Below are 19,450 nucleotides of genomic sequence, written 5' to 3'. Positions count from 1 at the left end.
TCGACCGGACAACCTACAAGGCCACCATCAGCATCAACATGCTCACAACCGACCCTTGACGCAGCCCAGACCGCCCCTAACTGAACGGCGTTGGTACTAGGCCCGGAAGAACGCTCCGCAGAGCCAGCGCAAGGCGGAGCGGATCCAGAAGCCCGATGCAGTTCGAGCCCTACGTCGAGGAGTGGAAGGCTGGCTGGCGCCACCTCGCCGCCGCCCCCTCCGCCACCTCGACTCACTGCTGAAGCACCACCTCTACCCCGCGTTCCGCAGCCGCCGGATGGGCACCTTCGACCACAAGGTCGTCGAGGCCTTCATCCAGACCATGGAGCCCAACGGCGTCGGCCTCGCCACCCAGTCCAACGCCTTCGACAAGCTCAAGTCGATCCTGCTCGACGCCCACCGGCTCGGCCTCTACAACGACAGCCTGCTCGACGGCGTCAAGCCCCGGCAGTACGACCCCAAGCGCGCCGTCATCCCCTCCCCCACCCAACTACGGGACATACGTTCCACCGGCGACGACACGTTCCTCCTGGTCGCCGACCTCATGAGCGGCTGCGGTATGCGCAACGGCGAGGCCCTGGCCGTCAATATCAACAACGTCGTCGCCGACGACGTCTACCGGATCACCGAACAGGTGAACCGCAGGGCGAAGACCGGGACGTCCCGATGCCGGCGCGCACCAGGCTCAGCACTCCTCTCGTACACGGAGACGTACGGCACCGTCGACGGCTACCTCCGCCACCATCCCAGGGACCTCACCAAGCCGTTCTCGTACTACAACCTGCAGAACCAATGGGAGTGGATCAAGAGGGGCGGAGACGTCGACATCCCCGACGCATGACGGTCTACGGCCTCCGGCACTTCTTCGTCTCGAACTGCCTCAGCCACAACCTCATCACCGACGTCACCGAGTGGATGGGTCACAAGAGCATCGACGTCACTTTCAAGATCCACCGCCACCTCATGCGTGCTCGATCGGCCGCGCCGCCCAGGTCCTCGACCTCGGACTCGCGGCCTCAAGCATCGTGGGGCCCTGTTCGTCGCTGAACAGGGCCCCACCTGTGTCGCTTTCCGCCATCAGCCGCCGAAGATCCGCTGCTGCTTCACCCAGCCCTGGACCTCGGTGGCCAGTCGAGTGGGTCGACGTAGGAGGTGCCGGGGGCGACCAGCTCGCCAGCCACGTGGGCCCATAGGCACTCCAGCTGGACCGGTCACTCGGCCACCAGCGACGGGGAGACAAGTTCTGACGGCTGCTCGGTGAGGCCGGCGGCGACTAACTTGTCGGGCTCGTAGCCGTAGCCCTGGGCGGCGCGGGCGGGGGAGATTTCGGTACGCCCGGTGGTGAGGGCCAGCCAGCCGACGGCGTCCAAAACGTGCGGCAGAGGGGAGGTTGAGCTTCGACCGGGCGACCAGGCGGCCCGCGTAGCCCAATCCGGGTGCGCGGCCCGGTGGGGCGGCCGCGCACCCGCCCCCGCGCGGTGACCGGACACCAGCGATCACCCCTCGCTACCGGCTTTCCGGCCCGGACGCGGTCGTACGGTCCGGCCTGGGAACGCGGATCGGTTGGCTTCAGCCGACGGGAGCCGTCCGCGTGAGTGGTGTGCTCCGCATCAGCGTGTGCTTGGTCTCGATGAGCCGAGGCGCGATCTTGAGTGCGACCTCCTCGATGGGATGGACCCGTCCGTGACCGTCGGCCTCCGCCCGCCAGACCCGGTACTGCGCGTCCGCGTAGGCGGGGTTGATGCCGACCTCCCCCTTGGGGATCGTTCCGTTGAAGGGGATCACGATGTCCATGTGGTTCCAGTAGTTCCATGCCTGCAGGGCCTTGGACTCGTCGAAGTAGTGGTAGAAGTCCGGGTAGCGGGAGAAGGAACGGAGCTCGCGGTGGATGAGGTGGCCTAGCAGGGGACCAAACTGTCGTGAGGTGTTCTCGAAGTCCCAGCGGGTGCGGTGCCAGTCGTCCGGCACCTGCCCAGGAGTGAACAGGCGGGCCGCGGTGAGGTAGCTGATGCGTCCGATGAGGAAGGCCCGGGCGTGCCGTCCGTCGAGCGTCGGGTCGAGGCCAGCGAGCAGGCCGTCGAGGTCGTCCAGCCGGGGGTGGAAGCGGGAAAGGTCGAAACGGCCGGGTGTTCCGGGGAAGGTGCTGAACAGGAGCCTCTTGTAGAGCCAGTTGTTGAGCTCTCCCCGATCCGCGAGCCGACAGGTCTCCGGGGACCGCGAGTACAGCATCAGGTACTCGGCGAGTGCCTCGAAGTAGATGTAGCCGAGGATGGGCAGGCGCCGGATGGCGGCGTCGAGGATGCGGGAGAAGTCGCCCTCGCCGGAGTGCCCGTGGTGGGCGATGGTGGCGGCCAGCGACAGGAAGACGGCCGAGTTCTTGATCTTCCCGACGATCGTCTCCTGTAGCCGGTGCCGTTCCTCCCGGCTGAGCAGCGATTCCAGGACGTGGTAGTTGTGGAGGTGGATCGATCCGAGCCGGAGGTAGTCCAGCCCCGCCAGTTCGCGGTAGGCGTGGGGCGGCATGGTGATCTCCAGCACCAGGGGGGTGGGGACCCGGCCGGGCGTGCCGGAACGGCTCAGTGTGGCGGGGACCTCCTGGGTGAGGATGTACGAGGCCAGGTTGTGCATGCGCAGTCCGCCCGATTCGGGGATCAGGGGCGCGCAGTAGATGCTGCCCACGAGGCATCCGCCGGAGGGACGGAGGGCGCCGTCGCGCACGATGCGTTCGAAGGCGTGGGTAACGTGCAGGAGATGGATCTTCTCCGCCGTCCGCAGCATATCGAACAGGACGTTCGTCTTGAGCAGCTGCCCGTTGGGGGCCTCGTCGCTGAGGCGTGAGCACCACACGGCCCGTTGTTCCGACAACGACCGGTCGGTCTCGGGCGCGTAGCTGGCGGCGGGTACGGCGTAGATCTGGTGGGCATCGGCCCACATCCGGTGGAGGTCCATCGGGGTCACCCCTCGTCCGTGGTGGTCTCGAAGAGGTCGAAGACGAGCTGTGCCGGCGCGCTGTCCTCCGCTGACGGTTCGTCGCCGGTCCGTTGCACGGGCAGGACGTACTCCTGCGCCTTGCGCGCCAGGTGCACGGGCAGCGGCAGTGCCAGCATGTCGCGGTAGTCCGGTGTCATGCGCAGCTGGTGTGTGAGTGCGGCCCAGGCTTCCGGGTCGTCCCCGGCCTGGCAGCCGAGAACGGCGACCTCCAGTCGAGTCGGGTTCCAGGCGGGCTTGGCGGTGTCGATGGTCATGCCCGTCTTGCCGTCCCTGACGTAAGTCCGGAAGGCCCAACGCGAGGCGACCACCGCGGATTGCGTCGCCGTCGACGGCTTGGGGGAGGTGCTGGCGAACACGCGGTCGTCCGCCGCGCCCGCAGGATTCCTCCAGAGGCCCTTCGCGATCCCGACGCGGTCGGGCGCCGATTCCTCGTCGGCCGGTCGACGGCGCTCGTCACGGGCCCACCACTGGGGGGTCTCGTCGCCCGACCGGTCCCTCAGACGGACGAGACGCAGGTGCGTGCCCTGGAGTGCGAGACGCTGCACGGGCCCGCCGTGGATCTGAATGTGGTCCTTCCGCACGACGGCGTTCTGCAGCCAGGGCCAGAATCGGCGGAGATTCTGCGCGTGTGTCAGGAGCAGGGTCGGGGTGTCCCGCAGGCCGAAGAGGAGCTCCTGGACGGCGGCGGCGACCAGAAAGCGCTGCTCTTCGAGCCGCCCCGTGGCGGGCTGGCGCCCCTCCCCGGTGCCGTCCTGGTCGTCGCCCTCCTCTGCGCCATCCAACGGGTCGTCTGGCCGGTCCTCGTCCGCCGAACCGGAGCCGTCGGACGCGTCGTCGTCGGATACGTCATCGTCCGACACAGGAAGCGTGGCCTGCCGGGAGAGCCGCAGGAGGAACTCCGGGTACGGGAGCCAGCTGCCGTTGACATGGTCCCAGCCGGTCAGGGCCTCGCCGCCGCGTGCGCCGGGCCGGACGCGGACGGCCACAGGGACGAGGCCGGACTCCCGGGTCGGGCCGTCCGCACGCCGTTTGACGAGCCAGAACGCCACGTACTGGACATCCGCGGGAACGGCGGCGCCGAGGCTGTGCCGCGGGACGATCCGGTGGCCCAGTTGGCGTAGACCGTCCTGCCAGCACGACTTCAGCTTCTCGAGCCGGGCTTCGGCGGCCTTCTCCCGGTGGTCCGGGCGGCGCGGAGTGACGACGAACTGGGTGAGCCGACGAACGTCGGCGAAGCCGAGACGCAACGCGAACTTCGGGTCGGCTTCGCGCGGGCCGTAGCTCCGCGGGTGGAGGGTCTCCACGAGGGCCAGCGTGGGGAGGGCCGAGGCGTCGACCGGATCCAACCGTCGGGCCACAGCCGCCCGCCGTCGTCCGATCTCCGCATGGAGCGCCTCCGTCTTCCGCTTCGACCCCTTGGCTACGTTCAGTGCGGCCGCCAGGTCCCCGACGTGTTCCAGTCGCAGTTCGACGGTGAGTTCGGGAGCCTTCCAGACCAGTGTCTCCGGTCCGGGGCCGCTCTCCTGACCCGTTCCCTCGACGCCCAAAACGGCGGCCAGCGCCTTCACCCCGGTGTCCCGGTGGACCGCAGTGTTCCACAGGAACGCCAGTTGGAGCGGCGCACCGCCGGTCAACTCTGCGAGGCCGCAGCGGAGTTCCGCGTGCGCGCGCTGCTGCTGGTCACGACGCTCCGGATGCGTTCCGCTCTCGGGCTTCGCCGGACGGTAGGGGCGCGGGTTGACGCGATGACGGTCGGTTCGGACCAAGTCGGGGACCCTGGGCAGGCAGTCCGGCAGGGCGGTCTCGAACCACTCGGTAAGGGGCACCCGGTCGCCCGGCATCAGCCCGGGCAGGACGCCGTGCGCGCCCATGAGGGTGCTATGGACGACGGCCGCCCTCACACCCTTCGTCCGTCCGAGCCAGTACGCCGGCTGACCAGTCAGGTCGGACGGCTCCGGCAGCGCCTGGTGGAACGGGATCCGCGAGAGGATCCCGTCACTGCCGCCAGCCTCCCAGCGGGGCTGGCCCAGCCTCCGGTCGTACCGGATCCGGGCCACCGAGAACCGCTCGGACACCCAGGAGTCCGAGGCGTCGGCGATCCAGGGGGCGTCGGTCAGAAGGTGGACGGATGCGGCACGGGCCGGGGCAAGGTGTAGCCCGTAATTCCCGGCGCGAGTGGCCCACCTGCGGACGCCGGTCCTGACGTGGATCTGCGGGGCCCCGTCGAAGGGGACGCTGTGGAGGGAGACGGCCACCAGCGCGGAGTACCACCATCGGACGCCGTCCTTGTCGACGTAGTCGTCCGGCGGCCACGAGACCATCTCCGCCCCCCGGTCGGACGGCCTGCGCGCCACCCCGCGGAACGCGAGCGACCCGCCGTTGTATCCGAACGGGTCCAGTGCCAGCGCCTGGCACACCAGCGCGTCGGGAAGCAGCTGGTACAGCCGCTCGTCGGGTTGGGCGGTGCCACCGGGGGTGGAGGTCCGTGCCAACAAGTCCACGTTCCGCAGCTCCCATACGAGTTGTCCGGGGTCGAGCTCCTCGGCAAGGAGCCGGCTTACGCGCTTCCCGTACTCGGACTCGGGCCGGAGGTCCCGCACCCAGGCCCGGAAGAGGGTGCCGATCACGTCGGAGGAGACCGGACGGCGGGCATAGAGCCACGGTTCGTCGTGGTCTACGTCGATCCACTTCGCCACGGAGACCACGTCTGGCGCCAGGGCCTGGAGCAGGTTGTTGAAGCGGCCGATGGGGAACGACCGGCAGAGTTCGGGCCTCCGCAGTTTCAGGCGGTACAGGTCACAGAGGGCTCCGCGGATGTGTTCGGGCAGACTGAGCGTGTAGTAGGGGATCTCCCACCGAGCCCCCTCTGGCGGAGCGAAAGCGGCCGACCGGACCAGGCCATAGGGTTCAACGGCCATGGCGTTCTCCTCGCCGATTGATGTGGGAACGGGTGTCCGGGTGGTGGGCGGGCATCTCCTTGAGCGCGTGGTAGAGCGGCTCGTAGAGGGCACGGACGAGTTGGCGGTCTTCTAGCGATTTGCCCGGGTCATCCGTCAGGTAGGGCTCCAGGACATGCAGCATGCTGGCCAGCAGGCCGGTGCGGAAGGTGTCGGGGCCCCTGCCTGCGGCCTCGCGCTCCGCGAACTTGGAATCGACGAACACGACGCGTGCCGGTACCCCGCCGCGTACCAGTCGGCCGATGACCTGCCACATGACGACAGTCCTGTCCCAGGTGAAGGCCTCCTTCTCCTCGTCCGACAGCATCCGCCAGGCCATCGGGCGGGTGAGGAGGCGCCGCCAATGACCGCGGGCCTGGCTACGGAAGGCGCGTCCGGCGGCATCCAGGCTCTCCGCAGAGGCGACCAGTTCGTCGAAGGGGCCGCCCTCCCGGAGGAACCGGGTGACCCAGCTGTTGATGCCCTGCACGGCCAAATTGATGTCATAGGGCCTCGGGTGGGGGCGGGCGAGGAAGAATACCGATCCGATGGCGGCCTGCCCGAGGTCGTTGAGGATGTTGTGACCGCGCTCCACGGACAGCAGCGGTGCGATCAGGATCTCGGCTCCCATGGCGGCGAACCTCTCGACGTCACCGCGGCGCAGCACCTTGGGCTCGTCGTCGGTGAAGGGGAAGCCCGACCCGTCCGGGGCAGCGCCGCCGAAGGAGACCTCCAGCTCGACGTCGTCGGCAACCAGACGGCAGACCCTGCCCTGCCACCGGGGGATCCCGTTCAGAAACTCCGCCGCGATCCGTGCTTCCTCGTACGAGCCGACGAGGAGCAGCAGATGACGTCGGTGACCGGAGGTGATCAGGTCCAGTTCCTGGTCCAGGTCGCTCTTCGCCCGGCCGTCACGGGGCCTGGCGAGCCGGTCCAGCATCAGTTCCAGGACTTTCGGGCGTCGGTCCGGGCGCGTTCCCGACAGGTGCAGCGGTTTGCCGTCGGGCCCCCGCAGGAAGAGCTTGCGGAACGTCGTCCGTTGGATCGCCTGGCGCTCCTTGGGAGGTGCTTTGAGGATCGCGCCGACCGGGGCCGGTACGTGGGCGCCCGCGGCGGTGCCGGCCCAACTCGTGCCCGACATCAACAGGACGTGCGGTGGAGCGGTGTCCCCCGGACCGGTCATCTCGTGGAGCCCGAGGAGCAGGGAACGGCCGACGCCCGCACACCGGAAGAACCGCAGGACGGGGCTGCCGGTGCCGGGTTCGGCGCCGGGTTCCTCCTCCCTCAGGATCTGAAAGCCCAGGATGTTGCCCATCGGCGATTCGGGCACCAGGGGGCTGAAGTCCGCCGGAGGGCGTCGCGAAAGCTGGTTGTCGGTCGCCTCCAGGTTGAGACGGGCCTCGACCAGCGGCCACAGCTCCGTGAGGACGTCGAGGCGGTGCTGAAGGACCGCAAGCAGGAGCATGAACTCCAGCCGGTGCGTGCGGGTCCGCAGGTCGACGCGGTCGTCGAGGGGGTCCCGGAGCAGGCCGGTCAGGGTTGCCTGAGCGTGGGCGTGGGTCTCCTCGTCGTCCAGCGTGTGGAGCAGGTCCTGGGCGAGCCGCACCAACTCCCCGTGCTCCGGGTCAGTGGGGCGGCGGTCGCCCAGGGGGTCGTCGCGAAACTCATCGAGGAGGGCCGTCACGGCGTCCCGCCGAGTCTGCCGCGCGTTCGTGACGCCGCTTTCCCGGGGCGCCGGGGCTCCGGTCTCCTCCGGGTCGTCCTCCTCGTCGGTGTCGTGCTCCGGATCGAGGTCGGGTTCCTCGTCCTGCTCCTCCTCAGGGTCGTGTTCCCCACGGAACCAGTCGTCCACGAGCTTCTGCTGGATCGTCCAGGTGCTGAAGTAGTCGGCCTGCACCCACGAGCTCAGCTTCTCGTGCCGAATGAGCATGGCGTAGATCCGGTTGGTCGCCGCGATCACCAGGGTGAGGGCCGCGGACCAGCGGACGACGTCGGAGTTCGACAGCTGGAGCCGGCCCCGGCGGGCCAGCTCGCTCGCGGTGTGGCTCTGCAGGCTGTCGAGCCAGGAGTCGGGCGAGCGTCCCACCAAGGTGGCCGAGGGAGCGAACATACTGTCGAGCTGCATCTGCACCCGGTCGGCCTCGTCGATGATGATCAGGTCGCTGCGGTGGACGGCGGCCTCCAGGAAGCGGGCCCGCTCCCGGTTCTGGTGCCTAGGAACGAGCCCGTAGACCAGACTCGCCGGGTTGGCCACCCAGATGTCCGCGTCGACCAGTTCGACGGCGCCGCGCTGCCGTGGACAGCTGCTCCAGAGTGGGCAGCCGTGTGCACGGGCCTCGGTCGGGCCGTCCGGAGCCTCGGCCTCCGTGGCCGGTCCGTGGATCTGGACGGGCGAGGCGGTGGAGGAGGGAGGCTCAACGGAATGCAGCCCGGTGCAGGGGGCTTCGGCGATTCGCGGCGGTCCCTCCGGCTCGACACCGCGCAGGGCGTCGAGCGGGCAGGCCGTGCTCAGGTAGGTGAAGTGTTCGGCCTCATGGGTGAGCAGGCTGCCGGAACCCTGGGAGGAGAGTCGCCGGTGCATGCGCTGCGTGTTCCTGACCCGGGTGGAGGTGCCGAGCACGGGGGCCGCCTTGATGCCGGGCAGCCGGCGCAGCAATCCGATGAGGTTCAGCTGTTCAGCAACGTCGCCGACGACGACGGTGACCCTCCGGTGGTGGAGGGCGAGGTGAACGCTCAGTACGTCGCGCAGGGTGCTCTTGCCCGCACCCACCATACCCACGAGGTGCAGCAATCCATCGACGGACAGCGTCTCGCCCGTGACGAACTTCTGGCAGACGGGATCGAGGACGTCGAACTCCAGCCGGCCCACCCGGTAGTGCCAGGTCTTGTGCTTCTCCTCGATTCCCAGCGTGGTGTCCATCCACGCGGCTGTCGCTAGCAGGCCCTCACGGTCGGCCGTGACGATTGCCTTTCTGGGCACGGGGACGTGCAGGGCGTGCGGACGCGCCTCCCGCACGGGCAGGAAGTCGGGCAGGGAGACGGAGGTCTGGAGCTTTCCCTGAACGAAGCGGTAGGTCCGGCCGAGCTCGGCCAGCGGAAGCCCGTCCCGGAGGCGGAACGACGGCTCCTCGGTCAGAGCCTCCTCGTACACGCTCCAGCGGCCCGGTGCCACCGGGGTGGTCACCCGCCGCGGGGGCAAGGACGGGTCGGTGACGTCGTAGCCGCGGACCTCTTCGGGGAAGGAACGGTACTGTTCGAGGGCCCGTTCCCAGGTGCGGGGCCTGCGATAGCGCCACAGTCGGTGGCGGGCGATCCGGAACACCCGTCGGCGTTCCGAGGTGTCCTGACAGACGAGCCCGAACCGGTAGCCGCCGAGCAGTGCCCAGGCGGACAAGGCGGGTTCCCCGGGGCAGAGACGCTCCAACAGGTACATGGCGAGCTCGACCGCGCACAGACGGGTCGTCTGCCGTCGTCCAGTGCCGGCAGGCCAGGCCTGACGGATCTGCGGCCTGAGTTTCGCGTACCACTCGGTACGGTCGCGCATCAGAAGAGTCCTTCAGGTGGAAGGGGACGCCCGTTCGGGGAGCGGCAGTCGGAAGCCGCGGTCGGCTCGCGGCGGGCGGCCCGTACAAGTTCCTCGAAGCCGACGAGTTCGAGACGGGAGGTCGGACCGGTCCCGTGGCCCTGGAAGCTGCGCCGGTAGCGGGCGTCCGCTTGGAGCCGGACGCGTGGCACCGCCCAGAAGCAGCGGTCGTACGGAGGGTCCGGGATTGGCGGCCGGGCCGAGTCCGCCAGCAGGGTGGCGCTGGACCAGTCCTTGACCTCCACCGCCCACGATTGTCCACTGGGGAAGAGAACGTGCAGCCCGTAGGTGCCGTAGGAGGGCCAGAGTTGTACGACCCCGAGTTTTCTCAGCCGTGCCGCCAGCTCCTGTTCCATGATTCCCGGCCCGGACACCCACTGGCGGATCGGCCGGATCAACTGGTGGGTGCCGCCGTCGTTGTCGTCCGGCCGGTACTCCCTGCCGCGTTCGACCTCGCCCAGCACTCGGCAGGCGTCCCGTTCACAGACGAGTCCACGGTCCACTGTGGGGTGCAACAGCGCGCGGCAGTGACCGCAAGCCGTATAGACCGTGCTGTCAGGGGCTCGATGGCTCGCCGCCGCCGGGACGTAGAGGGCGCGAAGTGGGGCCGTCAGGAGGTCGAGGCCCGTTCCCTCGCTGGGAAGTGTCGCCAGTTCGCGTCCGGTCAGGACCGGGCGGTTGACCAGGAGCTCACGGAAGGCCAGATAGGTTTCGGGGCTGTCGTCTTCACGACAGATCTCGGCGGCGTCCGCCATGGCCTGGCGCCCGACCTGTTGCGCCGTGGGGTCGATGCCGCCGAGCGCCAACTCATGGCAGATCTGCGTGGGTTGGCGTGTCGTCGGGTCTAACAGGAAGGACCCCGGCGGGGCGAGGCCGACGGGCACGGGGAAGGCCAGGTTGTCGATCGGGAGGTTCGCGCACCACTCCACCAACTGGGGCACGCTCTCCGGGGGTTGAGCCCTCATGAGCAGGCAGGTGAGGACGACGCCGTCCAGGGCCTGCTGAACCGGGGCGGGGTATGGCAACGTGAAAGTCCCCGGATTGGGCACCTCGCCAAGGTGGACGAGGGCTGTCGCGATGCCGCGCAATAGGAGGGCCCCCTGCCGGTCGGACCACCCCGGTGCAGCCGGGTGCTCGAACGGGGCTGTTCGAGGCATTGGGTCGCCTGGTTGCCGCGGGGCCGGGATCACGACCGAACCTCCTGTCCTGCCCGCGGGGCGGGCAGGAGGTCGAGTCGGCACCACTCCGCCATGTCGCAGGACCGGCAGTGCCGGCCAGGCCGAGGGAGCGCGGTTGCGTCCGTGTGCCAGCCGGCCGCCAGCTCGCGGACGACCTCGCGGGCCTCGGCCTGACGCAGGGGGTCCAACGGGTCCACGATCATCAGCCGGGCCTGGTTCGAGCCGAGCAGTTCGAGTTCGACTCGGGAAACCGCGAGGTCGCCGTCAGCCCGTTCCATCAGGAGGACGGCGAGGGCCAGTTGGGGGATTTCGCGGAGCACGTCGGCCTCGCTCGGAGGACGGAACCGCGCGTCGGTCTTGACCTCCCGGTAGACCCAGGAGGCGCCGTCCCGGTACAGCAGGTCGGCCTTGGCCGTCACAATCACGTCGGCGGCAGTGTCGTGCATCGTGATGGACCTCTCGTGGACGAGAGTCGTCACCGTGGAGAGCCGGTAGGGGCAGTGCCGCGCGTGGGCCGCCACCATGCGCGCCCCGATGTACGCCTCCTCCTGCGGCACCGTCCACTTCCCGGCCGACCAGGGGGCGCCACCGTCGGGCGCGTCCTCCGCCCGGCAGGCGACGCCCGGACGGCGCTCGTGTTGCTCCTGGATCCAGGCGTGGACGGCGTGGCCCCGGATGACCGCGGGGGTGCGCGAGTGGCCGGCCCGGTCCGGCAGCCGGAGCCGGCGGAGCCGGTCGCGGGCGGGGCACGCCTCATCGCGGCCGGCCCGCCCGGAGTACGAGCGGCCGTTGGTGACGGACCAAGTCCGACGGGGCCGCGTGGCGTCCTCGATCGAGAGAAGGCCGGGCGCCCGGGGGAGTGCGGGGCAGACCGGGGCGAGCTTGCAGTCCTGACAGTCGTGGCCGGGAGAGAACGCGCGGGAGGAGACCGCCTCGGCGAGCCTCGGCCGTCCGATCCGCCGGTACCGTTCCTCGACCTCCCCGGGTGTGCTTTCCTCTACAGTCCGCCGCTCCCCGTCGAGGCAGCTGACCTCGCGGATACGGACGAGACCGGGCGGCCCGGCTCGGTCCGGGATGTCGGCCACGACCGGTTCGGCGTTCCGCTTCCAGTGGAACCTGTCCGGCAGTCGGTGCGGGGTCCCGAACGCGACGACCATGGCGGCGGCGGCCAACCAGCCCGCGTCGGGCCCCTCCGCGGACAGCGAACGGGCGACCGGGATCCACAGTTCACGGACGGAGCCGTCGGGTGATGCGTAGGGACGGCCCCAGACACACTCCTCGTAGCGGCGCGCGCCGTGTTCGTCAGGGGCGTCCAGGGCGGTCACCATTACCCAGGGGTGCCGGACCGGAACCAGGCCCTGGTCGCCGCCGGACAGGTACTGCGTGACTGCGGTGCGGGTCCAGGCAGCGAGGCCCGCGTCCATCGCCGGGCGGCCGTCCCCGGTCCGCAGCGCGCGGGCCAGCGCGGCCTCGACCGGGACCTCCTCGTACTCGATGAGGTCCAGTGCGGTGCCCGTCGGGCCCAGGTTGAAGCCCTCACGGGGGTCGGCCTTGTAGCCGGGCAGCGCCCCTGTGGGCGGCCTAAGGCCGGGGCGGGCCTTGAAGGCGGTCTTGTATCCGCACCCTCGTTCCGGAGCGCGGGCCGATCCGGAGAACGTGCGGATCAGGTCGGTGCGTCCGGTGCTGTTCGGCGGCGGTAACCAGCTCGCCACGGCGGCCTCCAGGTCTGTGCGGGGTCGGGGCACAATGAGAGCACAGCGTGTGAGGTCTATCAACCAACACGATCGAGTGACTTGACTTCACTAGCCGCTTGGGCTTCGATCGGTTCGAGCAGAGGGAGCAACGATGAGTGGTGCGATGGTGACGGCTGCCGAGATCGCGCGTATCGCTGGCGTCGGGTCCGCCGCTGTCAGCAATTGGCGTCGACGGCACCCAGACTTTCCCGGACCTGTGGCGGGGACGGCCGCTAGCCCGCAGTTCTCGCTCGACGAGGTCGTGGCCTGGCTCCGGGAGCACGGACGCGCGGTGACGGTGTCACCGCTCGGGGAGCTCTGGCGGTGGATGAGCGCCCTGCGGGACCCCGCGCGTCCCGCCGCGGTGCTGGCTTCCACCGGGGCCGTGATCGCCGACGGACGGCAACCCGGCTGCGGCGACGGTGGGACCGGCCTGCCCCAGGGCTTCGTTGACCAGGCACGGCGGCTCAGCACCGACCTCGGTGCGTCGGTCCTGTTCGAAGAACTGCTTGATCGATGGAGCCAGGCGCACGCGCGGCAAGTGGAGGTCACATCTGCGCCGGTCGCGGCCCTGATGGCTGACGTGGTGGCGGTCGGCGACGGCAGCGCGCCGAGGACGGTCCTCGACCCCGCGTGCGGGACGGGAGGACTGCTCAGCGCGATGGCCGACAGCGGGGCCGAGGTCCTGTACGGCCAGGAGCTTGACCCAGACCTCGCCGAAGTGGCCCGGATCCGGATCCGGCTCAAGTCGGACACGGAGCCCGTGTTCTCGGCGGGCGACGCGCTGCTCGACGACGCCTTCCCCGAGCACCGCGTTCAGGCCGTTGTGTGCAACCCGCCGTTCGGCCAGCGTTCCTGGGGGCGGAACGAACTGGGCTACGACGCGCGCTGGAGCTACGGCCTTCCGCCGAACGCGGAGCCGGAACTGGCGTGGCTCCAGCACGCGCTGGCGCATCTCGACAGCGACGGGCACGCCGCCGTGCTGATGCCTGCGGCCGCCGCCGTGCGGCCGTCCGGACGACGGATCCGGGCCGAACTCGTCCGTCGCGGCGCGTTGCGCGCCGTCGTCGCGCTGCCGTCCGGCGCCTCGTCCGTCCACGGGATGGGAGCCCATCTATGGCTCGCCGGGCCACCGGAGGACCACGGCACCCCGCGGATCCTGCTCATCGATGCCGAAAACGTCCCCGCCTCGGCTGCCGGCGGGGACGGGGAGGCGGCTGAGTGGCCGCTCGTCCACCGCATTGTGGTGTCCCAGTGGCGGGCGTTCCTCGATGGGACCGGAGCCGACAGCGAGGTCTGCCGGATACTGCCGGCGCACGACCTCCTGGACGACGAGGTCAACCTCACCCCAAGCAGGCACGTCCAGACGGAAGCCGTCGAGGCCGTCGACCTGCGGCGGTTGGAGGAGGACGGCTCGCGATTCCGGCAAGGCCTGATGGAGCTGTCGGCCGGTCCGCCGGTCGTGGTGGAAGGCGTCGCCGAACCCCCGGCGGTGGCCTCCCTGGACGACCTCGTCCGCACCGGTGCGGTCAGGATGTGGCGCGGCCAGTCCAGACGCGACTCCACGCGTGAGGGAGTGGTGGAACACCCTGTCATCACCGTGCGCCAGGGGATCGCTCGTACGGAGCCGACGGAGAGGATCCTCGCCCTGCCCGAGGAAGCGGTGGCCGAGGGCGATGTCCTGGTGTTCAACGCAGGGAGCGAGGGGACTAGGCCGACTGACCCGGCCGAATACGGGGCCGTCCCCGGGCCCGGAGTGACGGTGCTCAGGCCCGACCCGTCGGTGGTGGACGGCTGGTTCCTGGCGGGAACGCTCGCCCACGGTGCGAACAGGCGCCACGTGGGAGTCATGTCGAGCCCCGGCAGCCGTACGCGGGTCGACAGCGCCCGCCTGTCCGTACCGGTCCGGAGTCTGGACGAACAGCGGAGCATCGGGCGGGCCTTCCAGCGGTTGGCCCGGTTCAACGAGGCCCTGAACGGGTTGGCCGGAGACGGGCACGACATGGCCCAGCGTCTACTGGACGCCCTGGCCGTCGGCTCCGTGGAACCGGTGGAGGATCCGCCGCACAGCTGAGCACAGACACGGGACGAGGGCTCCGACGGTTTTCGGAGCATCGACGCACGGCTCGGGAAAGTCCCGGGAAAGGTGGAATCAGTGCTGAAATCCCGTAGGGGACTGGTCCTGGCCGGTCGCTATCGCCTGGACGAGGTCCTCGGCCACGGAGGCATGGGAGAGATCTGGAAGGCGTATGACGAGAGGATGGAGCGGGTCGTCGTCGTCAAGTTCCCTCAACTGGACGCGGCGGACCCGCAGGGGCGGGACAACCTGGTCAAGCGGTTCGTCCAGGAGGTAGTTGCGACCGCCAGGGTCGAGGTGGCGGGGGCTCCGCACATCTTCGACTACGGACAGGAGGGGAACCACCCCTACCTGGTCATGGAGTACATCAGAGGGCTGACTCTGAAGGACTTCATGGCGGAGCACGGCCCGTTGGATCCGGAGGTGGTGGCCAGTGTGGCGGTGGGCATCTGCCATGTGCTGGCGGAGGCGCACCGGTTGGGGATCGTGCACCGGGACATCAAGCCGGAGAACATCATGATCACCGCGCGGGAAGGCCTGGTTAAGGTACTGGACTTCGGCATCGCTCGATTCGCCGAGGAGATCAGCGGGACCAAGCTCACGAAGACGGGGGACCGGCCGGGCACCATCGCCTACATGGCTCCCGAGCAGTTCGAGGGACACGTCGCCACGGAATCGTCCGACCTGTACTCCCTCGGCGGCGTCATCTACGAGATGGCGGCGGGACAATCGGTGTTCAAGGGGACCACTGTCTTCGACTACCACCGGTGGCACCTGGAGGAGTCGCCGATTCCGCTAGACCGGTTGAGGCCCGACTACCCCCGCGAGTTCTGCGACCTGGCCGACTCGCTCTTGAGCAAGGACCCCGCGGCCCGGCCCGGCACCGTGGACGAGGTCAATCGCGGGCTACGCAGGTACCTGCCGAAGAGCGGGAGCCCCTCTCTCGATGGCATGGTCGTGCACGACCCGACCCTGCCGCACCGGAATCCGTGCGCCCCGATGGAACCGGTGCCCGCGCCTCGCAGACATGCCCCCTCCACCCCGGTGCTCCCCTCGTTCCGGCACCGCAGCGAGGTCGAGGACCTGTGCCGGCGGGCCCGAGCCGTGATGCCCGGAGACCCGTCCCGGGCGGTCCAAATGATCAAGGGCCGACTGCCCGACGCCATGAGGCACTACGGGAGGATCGACAACCACGTGCTGGACCTGCGGTTCCGGCTGGCCGAAGCCCTGGAGAACGGGGGGCACCGCACCGAGGCCTTCCTGGCGTACCAGGAAGCCCACCACGACACCGTCGGGGTGCCGTCACTCGAGAAATATGTCCAGGAGGCCTCGGAAGGCATGCTGCGGTGCGGATGAGGCATGGGCACTCCGCAGATCGCCCTACTCGATCGCGCCGGCGGGGTCCTGTTCGGCCTCGCGCAGCAACTGCAGCTCCCGGTGGCGGTCCGACCAGCGGGCGATGCTCCGGTCGATGAGATCGAGGTCGCCGCGTAGGGCGGTGACCTCGGCGGGTTCCCAGCCCTCCTCCTCGACCTGGCTCCGGCCGCCGACCTGCTGTGGTACTTCCGCCATCGCCTTCACGCTCTTCTGCAGCGAGTCCACAGAATTCCTCACCGTTGCCCAGCAGTGGGCGGCCGCCGAGTATCCGACCGCCGCCACGGCGAGGGGTTCGCCGGTGTAGATGTGGCGTACCAGGCCGTCGGTCAGTTCCCTGTGGCCGCCGGTGGCCACGACGGCCCCGTGGCCCGACTCCGTGACCTCGTAGAGCCTGTCGCCCCGCCGTCCGGAGCGAACGATCTCGTAGGCCTGGAGGACACCCCGGCGGCAGGACAGCATCGCCCTCAGCACGGAGGCCGGAGATCGGTCGTCCTCGCCCCCGGAGCCCCCGAAGACCTCCCGTTGGAGGGCCATTGGCTCCGCCGCCACCATGTAGTAAACCGCCTTCACCGCGAGTTCCGTCTGGGCGGTGCCCAGCCGACCGTCGTTGCCGCTCCCCCGCTCGACCTCCTCGAGTGCCTGGTCACGTAACCGTCGAAGGCCCGGCCCCTCCCCGCCATCCGACTCGATCGGGCGACCGGCAGGCAGCCGCTCGATCTCGGGCAGCCGGTAGACGCGTTGCAGGGTCGCCCGACGGGACCGGACGACGCCGGGGTCGACCTCCTCCGCGGCACGCAACGGTCGGAGGATCAGCTCGACGGCGATGTCGACGCGTTCCTCGCGCTTGGGCCTCATCTTCGCCGTCAGCGACCTGATGCCCTCGTTCACCCGGCGGCTGGTGGTGATGCCGCCGCCTAGCAGGGACCTGACGATGTTCTCCGTCCTGACGTCTGCATGGGGGCTGAGTCCCCTGGCCCGCGCCTCCTCGGTGGTGACGGTCGCGGCGAACCAGGCCTTTTCCGCGTCCGTGAGGTGGACCACGCCAGTACGCGTCGGCTCGGCGAGGCTGTCCAGGACTGCGTCCGCCTTCGCCTCGTTCTCCACCGCGGGCCCGTAGGGCCGCGGCGGACGGATGTGCGTCAGCCCGATGAAGTTGCGCACGGCCGTGTGGAACCGCTGGCCGGTGTGCGGGTGCGGGTCGAAACCCACCACGACCCGGGCCGGAACGGTGAGCACCCGCAGTCTCTGGCGCTCGTCCTCGCGGAGGCCGTCCCACCCTTGCCTCTGCGCGTGCCGGATCCAGCGGTTGATCTCCTTCCGGTACTTCCGGTCGTCCCGCCCCCACTCGTAGGCCACCCTGCACGGCGAGTAGTCGAGGATTGAATGGACCGCGCACACCCGGCTCGAACCGTCTGCGGCCACCAGCAGGGACGCGGAGGGGTGCCGATCGGCGTGCACGACGGTGAGCGCGACCACCGTCAGCGGCTGCAGCACACCCTCCGCCGCGATGTCATAGGCGAGGGGGTTCTCCCGGAGCAGGCGGTCCTTCGTCTCCTCCAGACGCTGCGCCAGCAGATCGGCTGTCGGGAAGCGCAGTTCGAGCTCGGCGGTGAGGCCGGCCGAGGAACCCGGCTCGGGAGAGGTCTTCACGGCGCTGCCGGAGCCGCCGAGCGGGTACCGGCGGTACCCGTACTCGCGCGGGTTGGCGGGATGGGGGATCACCGCGGCGGACCAGAGCCGGGTCTCGACGATGGACAGGGTCCCACCCTGCACGCGCAGCTCGGTCGCTTCGGCCAGCTTGCGCCGCATGTCGTCGGGGCGCACGGCGGACCGTGCCAATGTCCAAGCCGTGGTCTCGGAGAGCCCCCGGGTCACGAGAGCGGTCGCGAGATTGTCCACCGCCACGGGCCGCGGCAGCTTGAAAGCCGGCGGCTGCCAGCCTGACAGGGCCTCATCCGAGCCACCGGCGAATTCGTCAACCATGGACTGCTTCCTTGATGCGATCCACGAGAAGCAGGGCCTGCCGTACGCGCCGCCGGTTCTCGCGGGTCTCCGGACTACCGAACGGCTTGAGCGGCAGCCGTGTGGTGTACTCGCTGAGCGCGGCGCGCACCTGGTACCAGCCCTCCAGGGACAGGGACACCACGTAGAGGCGCTCGCCATTCACATTGATGACGTCACAGTGCTCTTCGCGCTCCGCGATGCCCGTCCAGTGCGCGGCGAGACGACCGAGCGTGACCCCGAGGTCCCGCCCGTCCTGGTCGGCGAGTGGCCGACAGTCCCACAGGACCTGCTGCAGTACAGCGGCCACCAGGTTGACCTGGGACTGGTCGAGGGGGACGGCGTGATCAATCGCCTCGGTCAAGGGAGCGCTCCAGAGTCGGCCGACGGGTCATCGGTCTGCGGCATCCGACTGCCCGGTCGCGTGCGGACCGGACAGAGCGAGAGCGCGGACAACCCGACCGCCGACCTCCATCCGTGTCGGTCGCCGTGTGGAAGCACGGGACCTCCGATGCCGTCCGGGCCCCCGCATCATCCGGCCCGAGGGGGGAGACAGAGGATCGTCCCGGTCCCGAGGGAGCGCGGCAAGGCAACGGGGCATTCTCGGCCGCCCTGATGGCGGAGGCGAGCTCAGTTGCCGTGATGGTAAGCGTCGAACAAGTCGCTCGCGACAGAGAGTAGTGTATGTGTCGCTCACTGTGCAAAGGTTGCCGCTCTCCGGAGGGCCTTCGGTGTCGACTGGTCAGCAGGCCGCGCACGGCGTCGAAAAAGCACCGCGGCGGCGCTCGGGGCCTGGATCGCCTTCGAGGACGAGGCCGGTTCGCGACGACGCCACCACGCGCCCGCACCTGGGGCCGACGCGGGCGCACGCCCGTCGTCCGTGTCCGGGGACGCTCCCGCCGCCGGATCTCGGTGGCCGCGCTGTGCTGCTACAAGCCCGGCGAGAAGAGCCGGATGATCTACCAGCCCCACTTCCACACACCGCCCAAGGGAGCCCGCAAGAGCTTCGACTGGACCAAGTACCGCGACCTCGCTGTCCGCGCGCACATCCAGCTCCAGGCATCCCTCATCGAAAGATGCCTGGCCGGCACCGGACTGTCACTCACCCCACTAACCCCACCCTGAAAGCCTCAGTAACTCAGCACTGGGTCAGCATTGATCCTGTCAGGCGCTGTCATAGGTGGTCGAACGGTGTCACGTGTCGAGTGCGGAGGCGACTGTCGACAGGGGCGCTTCGGGGTGGGCGTAGGGGGACTCGAGGGTGCGGCGGACCCGGCCGCCGCGTCCCCGAGCGGCTAACAGCCTGGTCAGCGCTCCCGTCCGCGCGCTTTGAGGGGGATGTCGGGGAGGGCCGGGGCGTGGAGGCGGGGGCCGGCGTAGCCGTGGACCTGGCCGAAGCGGGTGCCGGTTTCCCAGTCGGCGCGGGCCTGGAGGATCTCGTCGCCGGTGCGGGCGATGAAGTTCCACCACATGACGAGTTTTTCGGGGAAGGGTTCGCCGCCGAGGAGGAGGAAGGTGGCGTCGGTGGGGGCGTGGAGGGGGAGGTGGGGGCGCGGTGTCCGGGGGGGGCGCGT

12 protein-coding genes and 1 pseudogene are annotated in these 19,450 nt (G+C 69.7%); 4 read left to right on the top strand and 9 right to left on the bottom strand.

What is annotated here, in order from left to right:
- Positions 1 to 181 precede the first annotated feature (181 nt).
- A complete protein-coding gene (locus ACFXAM_RS29675) occupies positions 182 to 841 on the top strand; it encodes a hypothetical protein (protein WP_380295861.1) in 660 nt (219 codons plus the stop codon).
- A gap of 370 nt (positions 842 to 1,211) precedes the next feature.
- Here the strand turns inward: ACFXAM_RS29675 and ACFXAM_RS29670 are convergent, their stop codons facing one another.
- The 6 genes from ACFXAM_RS29670 to ACFXAM_RS29645 form a co-directional block, all read right to left on the bottom strand.
- Positions 1,212 to 1,370, bottom strand: coding sequence for a hypothetical protein (locus tag ACFXAM_RS29670; protein WP_380295859.1), 159 nt, complete (start codon positions 1,368 to 1,370; stop codon positions 1,212 to 1,214).
- A gap of 199 nt (positions 1,371 to 1,569) precedes the next feature.
- Positions 1,570 to 2,949, bottom strand: a complete 1,380-nt coding sequence (locus tag ACFXAM_RS29665; protein WP_380295857.1) for a hypothetical protein — start codon at positions 2,947 to 2,949, stop codon at positions 1,570 to 1,572.
- Positions 2,950 to 2,954: 5 nt separating this feature from the next.
- A complete protein-coding gene (locus ACFXAM_RS29660; RefSeq protein ID WP_380295856.1) occupies positions 2,955 to 5,909 on the bottom strand; it encodes a pPIWI_RE module domain-containing protein in 2,955 nt (984 codons plus the stop codon).
- Positions 5,899 to 9,471 carry a signal recognition particle gene (locus ACFXAM_RS29655; RefSeq protein WP_380295854.1) on the bottom strand — a complete coding sequence of 1,191 codons (3,573 nt, stop codon included), beginning with the start codon at positions 9,469 to 9,471 and terminating at the stop codon, positions 5,899 to 5,901. The genes ACFXAM_RS29660 and ACFXAM_RS29655 overlap by 11 nt, the downstream gene beginning before the upstream one ends.
- Entirely contained in the window at positions 9,471 to 10,598 is a 1,128-nt protein-coding gene (locus tag ACFXAM_RS29650) for a hypothetical protein (protein ID WP_380295853.1), read from the bottom strand. Before ACFXAM_RS29650 ends, ACFXAM_RS29655 begins: the two co-directional genes overlap by 1 nt.
- 98 nt (positions 10,599 to 10,696) lie before the next feature.
- Complete coding sequence (locus ACFXAM_RS29645) at positions 10,697 to 12,400, bottom strand: PD-(D/E)XK nuclease family protein (RefSeq protein WP_380295851.1); 1,704 nt, start codon at positions 12,398 to 12,400, stop codon at positions 10,697 to 10,699.
- 133 nt (positions 12,401 to 12,533) lie between these two features.
- Here ACFXAM_RS29645 and ACFXAM_RS29640 point away from each other — a divergent pair, with 133 nt between their 5' ends.
- Both ACFXAM_RS29640 and ACFXAM_RS29635 read left to right on the top strand, forming a co-directional pair.
- Positions 12,534 to 14,495, top strand: coding sequence for a class I SAM-dependent DNA methyltransferase (locus ACFXAM_RS29640; RefSeq protein WP_380295849.1), 1,962 nt, complete (start codon positions 12,534 to 12,536; stop codon positions 14,493 to 14,495).
- Between the two features lie 72 nt (positions 14,496 to 14,567).
- Positions 14,568 to 15,854, top strand: a complete 1,287-nt coding sequence (locus tag ACFXAM_RS29635; RefSeq protein ID WP_380295847.1) for a serine/threonine-protein kinase — start codon at positions 14,568 to 14,570, stop codon at positions 15,852 to 15,854.
- 24 nt (positions 15,855 to 15,878) lie between these two features.
- Here the strand turns inward: ACFXAM_RS29635 and ACFXAM_RS29630 are convergent, their stop codons facing one another.
- Together ACFXAM_RS29630 and ACFXAM_RS29625 are read right to left on the bottom strand one after the other, a co-directional pair.
- The gene (locus ACFXAM_RS29630; protein WP_380295845.1) at positions 15,879 to 17,858 is read right to left on the bottom strand and encodes a hypothetical protein; all 1,980 of its coding nucleotides are present in this window, start codon (positions 17,856 to 17,858) and stop codon (positions 15,879 to 15,881) included.
- Positions 17,851 to 18,240 carry a hypothetical protein gene (locus ACFXAM_RS29625; protein ID WP_380295843.1) on the bottom strand — a complete coding sequence of 130 codons (390 nt, stop codon included), beginning with the start codon at positions 18,238 to 18,240 and terminating at the stop codon, positions 17,851 to 17,853. Before ACFXAM_RS29625 ends, ACFXAM_RS29630 begins: the two co-directional genes overlap by 8 nt.
- Before the next feature lie 428 nt (positions 18,241 to 18,668).
- Here ACFXAM_RS29625 and ACFXAM_RS29620 point away from each other — a divergent pair.
- A pseudogene (locus tag ACFXAM_RS29620) lies at positions 18,669 to 18,947 on the top strand (IS630 family transposase); the annotation flags it as partial.
- Positions 18,948 to 19,183: 236 nt separating this feature from the next.
- Here the strand turns inward: ACFXAM_RS29620 and ACFXAM_RS29615 are convergent.
- Positions 19,184 to 19,450 (bottom strand): pirin-like C-terminal cupin domain-containing protein (locus tag ACFXAM_RS29615; RefSeq protein ID WP_380295841.1); only part of this gene is annotated, 267 nt, incomplete at its 5' end.

It is taken from the genome of Kitasatospora sp. NPDC059462 (genome assembly GCF_042749955.1).
Classification (GTDB): domain Bacteria; phylum Actinomycetota; class Actinomycetes; order Streptomycetales; family Streptomycetaceae; genus Kitasatospora.
The sequence above is the reverse complement of the archived record's forward strand: the minus strand, read 5'-3'. Positions and strand labels throughout refer to the sequence as shown.